Annotated in this window: 15 protein-coding genes; 12 read left to right on the forward strand and 3 right to left on the reverse strand. The window is 41.8% G+C overall.

The genetic code is table 11. The features are described from left to right. The 8 genes from ribD to ABYD77_RS12990 all read left to right on the forward strand — a co-directional run. Positions 1–919 (forward strand): bifunctional diaminohydroxyphosphoribosylaminopyrimidine deaminase/5-amino-6-(5-phosphoribosylamino)uracil reductase RibD (ribD, locus tag ABYD77_RS12955; RefSeq protein WP_372770517.1); only part of this gene is annotated, 919 nt, incomplete at its 5' end. Position 920: 1 nt separating this feature from the next. Beyond that, positions 921–1,580: a riboflavin synthase gene (locus tag ABYD77_RS12960; RefSeq protein ID WP_372770519.1), complete on the forward strand. Its 660-nt coding sequence runs from the start codon at positions 921–923 to the stop codon at positions 1,578–1,580. Between the two features lie 24 nt (positions 1,581–1,604). After that, positions 1,605–2,717: a bifunctional 3,4-dihydroxy-2-butanone-4-phosphate synthase/GTP cyclohydrolase II gene (gene ribBA, locus ABYD77_RS12965; RefSeq protein WP_372770521.1), complete on the forward strand. Its 1,113-nt coding sequence runs from the start codon at positions 1,605–1,607 to the stop codon at positions 2,715–2,717. Between the two features lie 97 nt (positions 2,718–2,814). After that, the gene (ribE, locus tag ABYD77_RS12970) at positions 2,815–3,279 is read left to right on the forward strand and encodes a 6,7-dimethyl-8-ribityllumazine synthase (RefSeq protein WP_274762547.1); all 465 of its coding nucleotides are present in this window, start codon (positions 2,815–2,817) and stop codon (positions 3,277–3,279) included. A 9-nt stretch (positions 3,280–3,288) separates the two neighbouring features. Beyond that, entirely contained in the window at positions 3,289–3,702 is a 414-nt protein-coding gene (gene nusB / locus ABYD77_RS12975; RefSeq protein WP_372770523.1) for a transcription antitermination factor NusB, read from the forward strand. Positions 3,703–3,736: 34 nt separating this feature from the next. Beyond that, entirely contained in the window at positions 3,737–4,705 is a 969-nt protein-coding gene (gene thiL, locus ABYD77_RS12980; RefSeq protein ID WP_372770525.1) for a thiamine-phosphate kinase, read from the forward strand. Between the two features lie 11 nt (positions 4,706–4,716). Next, positions 4,717–5,187, forward strand: coding sequence for a phosphatidylglycerophosphatase A (locus tag ABYD77_RS12985; RefSeq protein ID WP_038642457.1), 471 nt, complete (start codon positions 4,717–4,719; stop codon positions 5,185–5,187). A 14-nt stretch (positions 5,188–5,201) separates the two neighbouring features. After that, on the forward strand, positions 5,202–8,321 hold the full coding sequence (locus ABYD77_RS12990) for a diguanylate cyclase domain-containing protein (protein WP_372770527.1): 3,120 nt from the start codon (positions 5,202–5,204) through the stop codon (positions 8,319–8,321). A gap of 63 nt (positions 8,322–8,384) precedes the next feature. Here the strand turns inward: ABYD77_RS12990 and dxs are convergent, their stop codons facing one another. The 3 genes from dxs to xseB form a co-directional block, all read right to left on the reverse strand. Continuing rightward, entirely contained in the window at positions 8,385–10,250 is a 1,866-nt protein-coding gene (gene dxs / locus ABYD77_RS12995) for a 1-deoxy-D-xylulose-5-phosphate synthase (protein WP_372770529.1), read from the reverse strand. Between the two features lie 69 nt (positions 10,251–10,319). Then, complete coding sequence (gene ispA / locus ABYD77_RS13000) at positions 10,320–11,192, reverse strand: (2E,6E)-farnesyl diphosphate synthase (protein WP_372770541.1); 873 nt, start codon at positions 11,190–11,192, stop codon at positions 10,320–10,322. A gap of 26 nt (positions 11,193–11,218) precedes the next feature. Continuing rightward, complete coding sequence (xseB, locus tag ABYD77_RS13005) at positions 11,219–11,452, reverse strand: exodeoxyribonuclease VII small subunit (RefSeq protein ID WP_372770531.1); 234 nt, start codon at positions 11,450–11,452, stop codon at positions 11,219–11,221. A 247-nt stretch (positions 11,453–11,699) separates the two neighbouring features. Between xseB and pomA the strand changes: the two genes are divergently transcribed. The 4 genes from pomA to ABYD77_RS13025 form a co-directional block, all read left to right on the forward strand. Then, a complete protein-coding gene (gene pomA / locus ABYD77_RS13010) occupies positions 11,700–12,461 on the forward strand; it encodes a flagellar motor protein PomA (protein WP_372770533.1) in 762 nt (253 codons plus the stop codon). A gap of 3 nt (positions 12,462–12,464) precedes the next feature. After that, on the forward strand, positions 12,465–13,376 hold the full coding sequence (locus ABYD77_RS13015; RefSeq protein WP_372770535.1) for a flagellar motor protein MotB: 912 nt from the start codon (positions 12,465–12,467) through the stop codon (positions 13,374–13,376). Between the two features lie 369 nt (positions 13,377–13,745). After that, positions 13,746–14,228 (forward strand): hypothetical protein, encoded by a 483-nt coding sequence (locus tag ABYD77_RS13020; RefSeq protein ID WP_372770537.1) that lies wholly within the window; start codon positions 13,746–13,748, stop codon positions 14,226–14,228. Positions 14,229–14,297: 69 nt separating this feature from the next. After that, positions 14,298–14,706: toprim domain-containing protein (locus ABYD77_RS13025; protein ID WP_372770539.1), on the forward strand; the 409-nt coding region annotated here is incomplete at its 3' end.

The following is a 14,706-nucleotide window of genomic DNA, read 5'->3' on the forward strand; positions in this document are numbered from 1 at the left end:
CAATGCCAAAGGCGCAACCGCGTATGTTACGCTTGAGCCTTGTTCGCACTATGGCCGCACACCGCCATGTGCTGAAGGCCTAATTAAGGCAGGTGTTAGCCGTGTTGTTGCTGCCATGGTTGATCCAAACCCAGAAGTCGCTGGTCGCGGTTTAAAAATGCTGGAAGATGCTGGGATCGAAACCGATTTTGGATTATTAGCCAATCAAGCTGAAGCGCTAAATTTGGGTTTTTTAAAGCGTATGCGCACCAACTTGCCGTATATACGCTGTAAATTGGCTGCAAGCCTTGATGGCAAAACTGCGCTTGAAAATGGCGAAAGTAAGTGGATTACTTCCAGTGAATCTCGTTGTGTAGTACAAGCATTGCGCGCTGAAAGTTGTGCTGTGCTGTCGGGCGCCGATACTGTGATTATCGATAACGCGAAATTAAATGTGCGCTTTGATGAACTCGATGAGCTAGATGCAAAACACAGTACTCGCCAGCCAGTGCGTGTAATTATTGACTCACAAAATCGTCTCACACCTGAACTCGCGTTATTTCAGCAACAATCTAAAATTATTATTGCTCGAACAAAGCTTGATAATTCGCATACTTGGCCTCATTTTGTTGAACAAGTTGTGGTGAAAGATAACAATAGCAAAGTTGATTTACCCACATTAATGGCAATGCTAGCTGAGCGTGGTATTAACTTAGTGTTGCTAGAAGCAGGTGCGACACTGGCAGGCAAAATGTTTGAAGCGAATTTAGTGGACGAACTTGTGCTATTTATGGCGCCTAAATTAATGGGGCATACCGGCAAAAGCTTAATTAATTTGCCTGCGTTTGACGCCATGTCTCAAGTTCCTGAACTTGAAATTAAAACCCTTAAACATGTAGGGCAGGATATTTGCCTGCATGCATTGGTAAAAAGAAATTAATATGTTTACAGGCATTGTTGAAGCAACCGGCACTGTTGCTGCAATTGAAATGATTGCAGGTGATATGCGCGTTACTATTAACTCGGGCAAACTGGATTTAAGCGACGTTAAATTAGGTGATAGCATCGCAACAAACGGTGTATGTTTAACCGTGATTGCATTAACCGGGCAAGGTTATGTTGCTGATGTGTCAAAAGAAACCCTATCTCTCACCAACTTTGAAAGCTACCAAGTTGGGCAAACGGTTAACCTTGAAAAAGCCTTAATGCCGCAGTCGCGTTTAGGCGGGCATTTAGTTTCGGGTCACATTGATGGTATTGCAACCGTCACCCGTATTGAACCCAATGCACGCGCAACAGAATATTGGCTTAGTGCGCCATCTCAATTACTTAAATACATCCCTTACAAAGGTTCGGTCTGTATTGATGGTATTAGTCTTACTGTAAACGAAATAAACAACAACGAATTTAAGCTAACTATTGTGCCGCATACCGCAGGTGAGACCACCATAAATGGCCTTAAAGTAGGTAGCAAAGTGAATTTAGAAGTGGATCAGCTTGCGCGCTATTTAGAGCGTTTAATGATGCCACAACAAGAATTAAAACCGACAAGCACTCTCACTCATGAGCTTCTAGCGCAAGCTGGCTTTATGAACCGATAACCAGTCGCAAGCAAAGGTAACAAAATGGGTTTACACACTGCAGCAGAAATTATTGAAGATATCCGCCAAGGCAAAATGGTCATTCTAATGGATGATGAAGACCGTGAAAATGAAGGCGATTTAATTATGGCATCTGAGCACATTAGTGCTGATGCAATTAACTTTATGGCGACTCACGGCCGTGGTTTGATTTGTTTAACGCTTACACAAGAGCGTTGTCAGCAGCTTAATTTACCACTCATGGTAAGCAATAATGGTGCACAGTTTTCGACTAATTTCACGATGTCGATTGAAGCGGCAAAAGGCGTAACCACGGGGATTTCAGCTGCAGATCGTGCACGCACAGTGCAAGCGGCTGTGGCAAAAGGCGCTGTGCCTGAAGATATTGTACAGCCAGGTCATATTTTCCCAATTATGGCGCAACCGGGTGGTGTATTAACCCGCGCAGGGCACACCGAAGCGGGCTGTGACTTAGCACGTTTAGCAGGTTGTGAGCCATCGTCAGTAATTGTAGAAATTCTTAATCCAGATGGCACCATGGCGCGCCGTCCAGACCTAGAAGTATTTGCTAAAGAACACGGTTTAAAAATGGGCACCATTGCCGATTTAATCGAGTACCGTAATTTAAATGAAGCTACTATTGAACGTGTTGCTGAATGTAAGCTACCTACAGAACACGGTGAGTTTGATTTAATCACCTATAAAGACACCATTGACGGTGAGCTTCACTATGCGATGAAAAAGGGTGACGTTAAAGAAGATGATGCAACCTTAGTACGTGTTCACTTACAAAGTACATTTAACGATATCTTGCTTTCAGATCGTGCATCTGATCGTAGCTGGACGCTTTCAGGCGCTATGAAATACATTGCTGAAAATGAAGGCGTGTTAGTTATTTTAGCAAGACACGAAAATCCAGAAGATTTAGAAGCGTTATTTAAAACGTTTGAAGCGCAAGATAAAGGCGAAAGCCCAAGTGTACGCAAATTCCAAGGCACCTCACGTACTGTGGGTGTTGGTTCACAAATCTTGGCTGATTTAGGCATTCATAAAATGCGTTTAATGAGCATGCCGAAAAAATATCACGCGATTTCAGGTTTTGGTCTTGAAGTTGTGGAATACGTTGAGCCGAAATAAGCTTAAAAATAAGCCTAAAAAAATTTAATTTAGTATGATAAAATCCGCGCCTTTGCGATTGCGCGATAAATGAATTAGCCAAAGAGAAGGGCATAAAATGAAAGTGATTGAAGGTAAATTAAACGCTCAAGGGAAAAAGTTTGCTATCGTTATTTCTCGCTTTAACGATTTCATTGGTAAAAGCTTACTTGATGGTGCAGTTGATACCTTAAAGCGTATTGGTAACGTGAACGATGACGATATTACAGTTGTTTATGTACCGGGTGCTGTAGAGCTTCCTTTAGCAGCTAAGCGCATCGCAGCAAAGAAAGAATTTGATGCAATCATTTCACTTGGTGTGATTATCCGTGGTGGTACACCGCATTTTGACTTAGTTGCTAACGAGTCAAATAAAGGTTTAGCAAGTGTATCGTTAGACTATGATATTCCTGTAGCGTTTGGTGTTTTAACAACTGAAAACATCGAACAAGCGATTGAGCGTGCAGGCACCAAAATGGGCAACAAAGGCGGCGAAGCTGCACTTGGCGCACTTGAAATGGTTAACCTGTTAGAACAAATTTAAGGGTACTTAATGAAACCAGCAGCTAGACGTAAAGCCCGTAAACTGGCGTTACAAGCAATTTATTCATGGCAAGTAAGCGGTAATCCTGTTGCAGATATCGAACAACAAATGCTTGTTGAAAACGATGTAAGCAAAATTGACGTTGATTACTTTAAAGACTTAGCGCGTGGTGTTGCGGTAAATCATAAGGCGCTAGATGAGGCTGTTACGCCGCATTTAGATCGTCCTTTTGACGATATCGATTTAATCGAAAAAGCGATTTTGCGTCTATCTTGTTATGAACTCAAGTTCCGTGAAGACGTACCTTACAAAGTTGCTATCAACGAAGGTATTGAGCTGGCAAAGTTATTTGCTGCTGATGATAGCCATAAGTTTGTGAATGGGGTACTAGACAAGACCCAAAATCAGCTTAGAAAAAAATAATTGGAGAGCCGGCTTTAGGCCGGCTTTTTTGTGCATGCAAGAATTTGAATTAATCTCTCACTTTTTCAAAGGGCGCGGAGTCGCACGCAAGGATGTGTCACTGAGTATTGGTGATGATGCGGCGCTCATTAATGTGCCAGAAAACTGCCAGTTAGCAGTAACTACCGATACCCTTGTTGAAGGGGTCCATTTCTTTAAAGATATTGACCCAAAAGCACTTGGTTATCGAGCACTTGCCGTAAACTTAAGTGATCTCGCTGCGATGGGCGCAGAGCCTGCGTGGATTTCTGTGGCGCTCACCTTGCCAAAAGCCGAAACCCAGTGGCTTGAGCAATTTACTCAGGGAATGCACGAAATTGCTGAATACTACAATGTGCAAATTGTTGGTGGTGACACCACACAAGGGCCGTTGACGATTAGTATTTGTGCTAAGGGTTTCGTGCCAAATGGCTGCGCGCTGACACGAAGTGGTGCAAAAAATGGTGACTGGATTTTTGTTACTGGCACTCTTGGAGACGCTGGGCTTGCCATTGATAGCAAGTATGACAAGGTATCGCTTACTGAGCAGCAATTCAATGCTGCCAATAAAGCATTTGATTACCCAGTGCCACAAGTGGCTGCAGGGCAAATGTTGCGTGGCAAAGCAACCAGCTGTATTGATATTTCAGATGGTTTAATTGCCGATATTGCTCACATTTGCCAGATGTCTGGTGTCGGCGCTAAATTATTTGCTGAGAATATTCCGCTGGCAGCCACTGTAGCTGAGGTGCTTCCTCAACATGCAGCGCTCAATTATGCGTTAGCGTATGGCGATGAATATCAATTGTTGTTCACTGTGCCTGAAGAGCACAGAACCACCGTTGAAATGACACTAAAGCAATATGGCGTGGCAATAAGTTGTGTCGGTCAAATTACAAACCACGTTGGAAGTGTAGAATTAACGCTAAATGGTAAACCTTTTACCCTTGAACAGGCTGGTTTCGAACACTTTAATGATAAGTAGTAGGAGTGTGCGTGGCACAATTTAATCTAAAAAAGTTTTCACATTTTTGTGCTTTAGGTTTTGGCCTCGGACTGGCTCCTAAAGCGCCAGGTACGTTTGGCACATTAGCAGCAATTCCATTTATTATGATGACAATGACGGCGCCTTTATGGTTACAGCTTGTTGTTGCTATTGCGATATCTGCAATTGGTATTTGGTTTTGTGAAGTAGCAAGCCGTGATGCTGGTGTACACGATCATCCTTCAATTGTCTGGGATGAGGTTGCCGGTTTTTATATTACTATGATAGGTGCGGCGATTTCGTGGCAAACCTTGTTAGTTGGCTTTATCTTATTCCGCTTTTTCGATATTGTTAAACCTTGGCCAATCAAGTTGCTCGATAAACACGTAAAAGGTGGCTTTGGCATTATGGTGGACGATATTCTCGCAGGAATATTCTCCTTACTATGCTTACAATTAGTGCTTTATTACGGGCTAATTTAATAATGAGATAAACCGTGCTGTTTCGCTTAATACTGTTATTGACCTTCGTACTTTTAAGTACCTTCAAATTTGCCTACGCATCACTTGATGATTATGTGGTTAAGCAATGGCATATTCAGCATGGACTTGCGTCACAATCACTTAAAAATATTGTGCAAGACCAACAGGGCTATTTATGGATTGGCTCACAGTTTGGTTTAAGCCGTTTTGACGGTAATCGCTTCACCAATTTCAATGTTAACAACAGTGATTTCCTACCAAGTAATGCAATAAACAGCTTACTGCTCGACAAAAATGGTTTTCTATGGATTGGTACTGACAATGGACTCGTAAAATTTAGCCCAAGTGAGCTTAGCTTTGAGCGCTTTAGCTTAAACGGCCCTGTACGTGATATTGCACAAGACAACAATGGTCGTATCTGGATAGCATCAAATAGTCTCTACCTTTATTCCAATCAAAAACTCAATACTATTTCGCAATTGCTAGGTGTGAATGACACCAATAATAACTTTAGTAATAAACGTAACGCTTTAGTAAAACTAATTGGTGAAGTGCGCAAAATGGCACTCTCGCCAGATGGTATCTGGTTGATTAATGACCGCTTCTTGCTTCGTTTGCAAAGTTTGGCAAATGCTACAACCGGTAAAATCCGTTTTGAAATCACTGAACGTATTTCGTTACCCCAACGTCTAGCGCAGTCGGTGCTTTATGATATGGCATGGCTCGAGGGTGATTTGTTTATTGCATCAGAAGTGGGTGCTTACTTTTTAGATATTGACCAAGAATTAAGGCCATTCTCGTTACCCTATGCGAATAACGCGACAGTGTACAAGTTTATGTATGACTCGGACGGGTCGTTGTGGGTATCAACTAAAGGGCGTTTATTGTATCGCGATAGTAGTGGCATTTGGCAATGGATTGAACCTTCTGATCTTGAACAAACCATCTGGTTTTCGGATATTTTTCGCGACCAAGATGACAATATTTGGCTTGCCAGTTTAACTGAAGGCTTATGGCAAGCACGTCCAAGCCAAGTTAAACGTCACCGCGACAGTAAAGGGTTAAATCAGCCTGTTACGGCTATAAAATTTGGTCAAGATAATCAGCTATGGCTTGCGACCAGTAGTGGTGTGGGTTATCTCGATGACAAAGATCAGTTTACCTTAGAAATTGCCACAGCCAAATTAGGAGGCTTGACTGTACATGACTTACATTTTCAAGGTGGACGTCTATTTATAGCCACCAATCGAGGTGCCTTTGTTTACGATAATAAAGAGCTTCGTAAAATTGATGCTGCTGCACTTCGTTCAACAGCAGTGTTTGCTATTGAAAGTGCTGAACAAGGGGGCTTGTGGATTGCTACTGACAGAGGGTTATATCGCTTAGCATTTAATGGCCTTCGTTCGTTTGTTTATAATTCGTTTTTAGATAGTAAATACATTACCTTTATCAACGAGCAAAATGGCAGTGGTTATTTAGGCACTTCACGCGGCGCATACTTTTTTAATGAGCGTGGTATTGAGCGTTTAGCAATGGGCAGCGCGCTGGCCGAATCGCATATCAGTTTTATTTTGCCGGTTGATAAAAAACTGTTTGTTGCCACTCAAAATAATGGCCTCTTTTATCGCAATGATAAACGTGTTTGGCGTCAGTTAGATGTCTCAACTGGTTTACCGTATGGGCCAATTTTAAGCTTGTACTTTGACGAGGCTTTGCAACATTTATGGGTAAGTACCAGCAAAGGCGTTTACCGTATGCCGGTAAAACAATTTGAGGATGTCGGAAATTCGCTGCAAATCGAGCAGGTGATTTCACCTTATAACAAACAGCTTGATGGGAAAACAAGCCAATGTTGTTCTGGAAATGGACTTGGTGCGCTGGCCTCGTTTGACTCAGGCTTGTGGTACCCTAGTAAATCGGGACTCGTTGAAATTCCTACCAATATTCGCCTTTTTAGTGAAAGTGAAATTCGGCCAATTATTGAAACTGTCACAGCTGATAATGGTACAAATAAAAATGTTTATCCAGTACCTAAAATAGATGTTCTGACGTTGCAAACCCAAGAACGAAACTTAACCTTAGGATACACCGCGATTAATTATCAGTCAGCATCGAATATTGATTTCCGCTATCGATTGGTTGGCCTTGATGGTGTATGGCGTGAAGCAAATAACAGCCGCGAAGCAAACTATGCGAATTTACCTGCTGGCAAGTATGTTTTTGAGTTACAAGCTAAGCGTCCAGCGCAAGATTGGGGTAGCGCCGACACCATCTCGCAAACCCTAATCATTCCAAAAGCCTTTGATGAAACCGTGGTGTTTCGTTTAATCGTGGTAATGTCGTTTATTCTCGCCTTGTATATTGTGTTTCTTTTCTATCGCAATCAAGAGCGCCGCAAGCAAGAAGAGTTAGAACGTTTGGTTGAGACGCGTACACAAGCCCTTATTTCTGCAAACGATCAGCTAAACAAAGCAAATGATCGACTAAAACTCGTCAGTCACTCAGATGAACTGACGGGTCTTCGCAGTCGTCGCTTTTTGTTTGATCAGCTACCAAAAGATATTGAACATTTCCAAAGCAACCGCGAAAGCCTGGAGATTCAGGGTAAATGTATGGCGTTATTGATTTTGAATTTAGATAAATTTAGCCATGTAAATGATGTTTTCGGCTCTTTCGCTGGTGATAATTGTTTGCAGCAAATCGCCTCGATGCTAACTGAGCAAGTGCTTGGTGCCGACTACGTTGTTCGCTGGAGTGGCGATGAATTTCTTATTCTACTCAGAGATATGCAAAAAGGTGCGGTGCATCAGTTTGCACGCAGTATTAGTCATCAACTTGCAGAACAAGAGTTTGTGATGCCAGATGGACGTAAAACTAAGTTAACAGGCTCTGTGGGCTGGGCGTTTTATCCTCTACCTTTACTTGGTGGGCAGATTATCAGTTGGGAAACCTCAATCAAAATTGCAGATATAGCACTTCATAAAGCCAAGGCTAAGAAACCAGGTAGTGTCGCTTACTTTAGTTTTTCAGACAATATCGATGCATTTGAATTTGAAGACAGTGAGCGTATTGCAAAGCAACTAGAAATGCTACTTGAAACAGAACAAGCTAAATTGCATATTTCAGAAATATAAAGAAGTTAAGTTTAAGAGTTCAGATCCAGTCAATTTCTGAAATCTGAACTCTATTGGAATGGCTTATTTTGCAAGGTAGTCTTTGATACTCTGTGCAATACCGTTGGCATCTAAGCCAAGTTCTGCATGCATTTCTTGTTGCGTACCATGTTTAATAAACACATCAGGTAAGCCTAAGTTGAGCACAGGAATATTTAACTTTTCAGCCATTACAAACTCATTAACTGCAGAGCCTGCACCACCCATCAGTGCGTTATCTTCAAGTGTAACTAGTGTGCTATGAGCTTCGGCAATTTGCTTAATCGCATCCGCATCAAGCGGTTTAACAAAGCGCATATCTAATAGCGTTGCATCAAGTTCTTCTGCAACTTTCTTCGCTTCATCGAGTAGCGTACCAAAGCTTAAAATAGCTGTGTCTTTACCTTCGCGTGTCACCTTAGCTTTACCTATTTCAAGTGCGGTCATGGTATCGTTTGGTAATAACTCGCCAGCGCTACCACGCGGATAGCGAACGGCACTTGGTCCTTGATGAAGGTGACCTGTGTAAAGCATCTGACGACATTCGTCTAAGTCACTTGGCGCCATAATCACCATATTTGGAATGCAGCGCATAAAGCTTAAGTCGTAAGCACCTTGGTGAGTTTCACCATCAGCACCAACCAGGCCTGCGCGGTCAATTGCAAACATCACAGGTAGGTTTTGCAGTGCCACATCGTGAATTAATTGGTCATAGCCACGCTGTAAAAAGCTCGAATAAATCGCCACAACAGGCGTTAACCCTTCACACGCTAAACCTGCACCAAGCGTAACAGCGTGCTGCTCAGCAATTGCGGCATCGTAATACTGATTTGGGAATTCTTTTGAAAACCGCACCATGCCAGAACCTTCACGCATGGCAGGCGTAATTGCCATTAGCTTCGGGTCTTTTGCAGCCATATCACATAACCAATCACCAAATACTTTTGAGAAAGTCGGTGCACTTGGTTTTGATTTTGGTAAGCTAGCTTCACTTGGGTCAAACTTTGGTACGCCGTGATAGCCAATTGGATCAGCTTCCGCTGGTTTATAGCCTTTACCCTTTTGCGTACGAACATGAAGCAGCTGAGGCCCTTTTAAGTTACGCATATTGCGAAGGGTGTCAGTTAACATGTCAACGTCGTGGCCATCAATCGGGCCAATATAGTTAAAGCCAAGTTCTTCAAAGAAAGTGCCTGGAATTACCATACCTTTAAGGTGCTCTTCCATACGACTTGCCAGCTCTTTTACCGGTGGCATGCCCGACAGTAACTTTTTACCGCCTTCGCGAATATTAGTATAAAAACTTCCTGACAGAATACGTGCAAAGTGGTTGTTAAGCGCGCCCACGTTTTCTGAAATCGACATTTCATTGTCGTTTAAAATAACCAACATATCTGGGTTTAAGTCACCGGCGTGATTCATCGCTTCAAATGCCATACCGGCAGTCATTGCACCATCACCAATTACCGCGACTACTTTACGTTCTTGGCCTTCTTTTTCAGCAGCAAGTGCCATACCAAGCGCAGCAGAAATAGAGGTGCTTGAGTGCCCAACACTAAAAGTGTCGTATTTGCTTTCTTCACGGAAAGGGAATGGGTGTAAACCGTCTTTTTGACGGATGGTGTGCATTTGCTCACGGCGACCCGTTAAGATTTTATGTGGGTAAGCCTGATGACCAACATCCCAAATTAAACGGTCAAACGGTGTGTTGTATACATAATGCAGGGCAACTGTTAATTCAACAGTACCTAAGCCAGATGCCAAGTGGCCGCTGCTTTGTGAAACGGAGTTAAGTAAGTAATCTCTCAGTTCGTTACTGAGCTCAGCTAGATTTTGCTGTGGAATATCACGCAGTTCTGCCGGCGTATTGGCTAAGCTTAATAACGGATACTTGCTACTATCAAATGTCATGATGTTTTAAATTCTATCCTAAAAATAAGTCGCCAATTTATTGTTGTAAGTGATTTGGCGCACTAGGGATCAGTGATCTCTAGCAATTATATATTCTGCAATGGCTTTGAGTCGACCTGTATCGGCATCTATTTCTGACAAAGCTTCGATTGCTTGGTTCACAAGCGAGTGCGCTTTTTCTTTTGCGCCTTGTAATCCGAGTAGTGCAGGGTATGTGGCTTTATTTGATTCAAGGTCTGAACCTTGTGGTTTGCCTAACGTCTGCGTATCACCTTCAATATCCAGAATGTCATCTTGTACTTGGAAGGCAAGGCCAATTGATTCAGCATAACGGGCTAACGCCCAAATTTCTATCTCACTTGCATTGCCCGCAAGCGCGCCCATGGTAATTGCGGACTTTAATAATGCCCCTGTTTTTAGCTTATGAACACGTTCCAGTTGCTCAAGGGAAATGACTGAATCGGTTGCAGCTATATCGAGTGCTTGTCCGCCACACATGCCCACTAAGCCAGATGCATTAGCCAAAGTATGTACAATTTTCAATTGGTTCTCAGCAGAGGTGCTAACAAATGACGTTTTGGTAAGAGTTTCAAACGCGAGACATTGTAGAGCGTCACCTACTAAAATTGCGGTCGCTTCATCAAATGCAATATGGCAAGTAGGGCGGCCGCGACGTAAATCATCATCATCCATTGCGGGCAAATCGTCATGCACTAGTGAATAACTATGAATACATTCAATGGCAGAGGCGATGCGATCTAAGTCTTCATCTTTAGCAGCGAATAGTTCACCGGTTAAATACACTAAAATAGGGCGTAATCGCTTGCCGCCATTTAATAAGCTATAGCGACATGCTTCAACCAATTTTCCGTCACTTTCAAGTGAGCTTGCTGTGAGTTCAGAGAGGTTTTTTTCTATGCGTGGTAAGTACGCAGAAATAATTGTTTCAATAGAGTTCAATTGACAGCCTATTGGTTAAAATCGACAAGCTGAGCAGAATCATTTTGTCCCATTAAAATTTGTACTTTTTGTTGCGCTTGTTCAAGTTTATTTGATGAGACAGACGCTAATGCTATGCCGCGTTCAAAGTGCTTTAAGGCAGTTTCTAGTGGCAAATCTCCGCGTTCCATTTCATTTACAATAGAAGATAGTTCTGAAATGGCTTCTTCAAAGCTTAAATTCTCGGGTTTTTTGCTCGCCATGGGATACCTGTTACACAATTTAAATTCAGAGGGCTAATTTTATGGTTATTGTTTCACTAATTCAATTTAACTTGTTAAATAGGCAAAATAATTTCACTAATACTTATCTAGCGCTTGCCGATAAATAAAAGTAAATTATTATAATAGTTAGCGTTCGTAATCGATAGACTTACAAACAGACGAACGGTTCGAACCTCAATTTTTAAACCCCAAATTTGGTTTATAAGCATTACAACTGGGAGTCAAAGTGGATTTAGCAACGGTTATAGGCATTGTCGGCGCAGTCGGTTTTATTGTTATGGCAATGATTATGGGTGGAGATTTAGGCATGTTTGTAGATGTGCCGTCGGTACTCATTGTATTTTGTGGTTCATTGTTTGTTGTTCTGTCCAACTACACTATGGGGCAATTTTTTGGCATTGGTAAAGTGGCCGGCAAGGCTTTTATGTTCAAAATTGAAGCACCAGAAGAACTCATTGAAAAATCTGTAGAACTTGCAGATGCTGCACGTAAAGGGGGCTTTCTAGCACTTGAGGAGGCTGAGATTCCAAATGCATTCATGCAAAAAGGGATTGATATGTTGGTTGATGGACATGACGCGGATGTCGTTCGTGCTACATTACAAAAAGACATTAGCCTTACTACCACTCGACACGAAGCCGGCGCAGGATTATTTAAAGCACTTGGTGACGTAGCGCCTGCAATGGGGATGATTGGTACCTTGATTGGTTTGGTTGCAATGTTATCTAACATGGATGACCCAAAAGCCATTGGGCCTGCAATGGCGGTTGCATTATTAACAACTTTGTATGGTGCATTCCTTGCGAATGTAATTGCAATTCCTATTCAAGCAAAATTAGAAAACCGTAAAGATGAAGAGCAGCTTAATCAGCGTTTAATCTTAGATGCCATTTTAGGTATTCAAGATGGTCAAAACCCAAAAGTTATTGAGGGGATTTTGAAAAACTATCTGGCAGAATCTAAGCGTGCAGTAGATACCGAGGGCTAGGTTATGTCGGATGAAGCAGAAGAGTGTAAATGCCCGCCCCCAGGCTTACCAGCATGGATGGGCACCTTTGCTGATTTAATGTCATTATTGATGTGCTTTTTTGTTCTGCTATTAGCATTTTCAGAGATGGATGTATTGAAATTTAAGCAAATAGCTGGTTCGATGAAGTTTGCCTTTGGTGTGCAAAATAAAATTGAAGTAAAAGATATCCCCAAAGGTACTAGTGTAATTGCCATGGAATTTAAACCAGGCAAACCGGACCCGACACCAATCGAAACTATTCAACAGCAAACCGTTGAGATGACGCAGCAAATGTTGGAGTTCCAAGCGGGTGAAGAGGACAGCGCTGGTGGTAGGCAGGAGCAGCGTGGCAATCGTCGAGGAGGTGATTCGGCCAGTACTTCAAAACAAACAGCGAGTGAAGCGCAACAAGAGAAAACTAATGAACTGTTAAAGAAAATTGCACAGCAGCTTGAACAGCAGATTATTGATGGCGCGATTGAATTAGAGTCACTGGGTCAGCAAATTATTATTCGTATTCGTGAAAATGGTTCATTCCCCTCGGGTAGTGCATTTTTACAACCACAATTTAGACCTATTATTCAAGAAATTGCGGTATTACTTAATGATGTACCGGGTGAAATTACGGTGTCAGGTCACACTGATGATTTTCAAGTAAGTAACGAGCTTTACACCAATAATTGGGATTTATCTGCAAAACGTGCAGTGGCAGTGGCGACTGAAATGCAAAAAGCCCCGTCATTTGATAAAGGCCGCATGGTGGTGATTGGCCGAGCAGACACAAGGCCCCTTGAGCCAAACGTGGATGATGAATCGCGCCGACGCAACCGACGTGTTGAAATCTCAATTATGCAAGGTAAAGCAAAAGAGTCGACACCCATAGATTTACAATAAAGACAAAAAGCCTCTCAATCGTGAGGCTTTTTCTCTTCATTAAAAGTGATAATTAACAAAGAAAGCAATAAACACGTCCTATTGAAGCTCCACTTACCGCCTCTAAATAAATCTGATATTTTTTAAACAATTTACATATCAACGCATTTAGTTAGGTGCGTATTTGTAATATAAAGAAATAATTTTTCATTAAAAAATACTTGTGTTTTTTAGCATATTCAGTAATTTGTAAGGTGCCTTTTGGCAAAACAACTACAAGGAGATAATTATGAAAACAGTAGATAAATATTCTTATATGCCAGGTACCGGTGGCACGGGTGGTGGTTCAGGTGATGGTACAGATAAAACTGATAAATAATTGACTCTGTTATGAGTATAAATGAGCTGCTTATTGCATTAGGCAGCTATCACACCTTACTTGTTGTTATTTCTTTTTTACTTCTTGTAGCTTTAAAGCAAAAACAAGGAGCTATTTTTGCTGGCACTACTGCTTTCTTTTTCCTACTTGCTAATTTTTACTTTCCTTATTTATTAGAATGGGACTCAGGAAATATTTATCGCTATTTTGTTTGGGTCTTTCATGATGTACTTTGGATGGGGGTTATAGCTTACCTTGGCTTGAACGATAAAGTTTCTTGGCGTCAATCAGTATTTGGTCAACTATTTTGTATTCCAATACTCGCATTAAATGCATTTCGTGCTATGGATAAGTATTTTATTAAGTTAGAAGTTGGACTCGCACCTTATCAGTTTATTTACCCAGTGTTTGAAACTGCGATTGTAGCGCTTTGCTGGTTACCGATTTTTGTTTATTTAAAAAACAAACTCTTTGCAAAACCACAACCCGTTTAATTCTTTATTAGCTTTTATTCTGTAATGCGATATAGTTAACTGTAATTATATACAGTTATTTATTTTGATTTGAAACTCTATATCGCAGAAAAACCATCTTTAGGGCGAGCTATCGCCGACGCCTTGCCAAAACCTCATAAAAAAATGGATGGCCATATTATTGTGGGTAATGGTGATGTGGTGTCGTGGTGTATTGGCCATTTACTGGAACTTGCCGAACCCGACGACTATCACGAGCGCTACAAAAAATGGAATTTAGCTGATTTACCTATCGCGCCCGACACATGGCAATTAAAAGCCAAAGCCAAAACTCGCAAACAACTTACCTTACTCAAGAAGCTAATTAAGCAAGCCAGCCAACTTGTGCATGCGGGCGACCCTGACCGAGAAGGGCAATTGCTGGTGGATGAAGTAATTAGTGAAGCAAAAGTATCAAAAACAAAACTTGATAGTACCGAGCGCTTGCTGATCAGCGACC

Source organism: Pseudoalteromonas sp., from assembly GCF_041629635.1.
GTDB lineage: Bacteria > Pseudomonadota > Gammaproteobacteria > Enterobacterales > Alteromonadaceae > Pseudoalteromonas.

Excerpts from the sequence above, each read along its gene's own strand:
- ABYD77_RS12960 (WP_372770519.1), top strand. The coding sequence starts at position 921 with ATGTTTACAGGCATTGTTGAAGCAACCGGCACTGTTGCTGCAATTGAA.
- ribBA (WP_372770521.1), top strand. The coding sequence starts at position 1,605 with ATGGGTTTACACACTGCAGCAGAAATTATTGAAGATATCCGCCAAGGC.
- ribE (WP_274762547.1), top strand. The coding sequence starts at position 2,815 with ATGAAAGTGATTGAAGGTAAATTAAACGCTCAAGGGAAAAAGTTTGCT.
- nusB (WP_372770523.1), top strand. The coding sequence starts at position 3,289 with ATGAAACCAGCAGCTAGACGTAAAGCCCGTAAACTGGCGTTACAAGCA.
- thiL (WP_372770525.1), top strand. The coding sequence starts at position 3,737 with ATGCAAGAATTTGAATTAATCTCTCACTTTTTCAAAGGGCGCGGAGTC.
- dxs (WP_372770529.1), bottom strand. The coding sequence starts at position 10,250 with ATGACATTTGATAGTAGCAAGTATCCGTTATTAAGCTTAGCCAATACG.
- xseB (WP_372770531.1), bottom strand. The coding sequence starts at position 11,452 with ATGGCGAGCAAAAAACCCGAGAATTTAAGCTTTGAAGAAGCCATTTCA.
- ABYD77_RS13015 (WP_372770535.1), top strand. The coding sequence starts at position 12,465 with ATGTCGGATGAAGCAGAAGAGTGTAAATGCCCGCCCCCAGGCTTACCA.
- ABYD77_RS13020 (WP_372770537.1), top strand. The coding sequence starts at position 13,746 with ATGAGTATAAATGAGCTGCTTATTGCATTAGGCAGCTATCACACCTTA.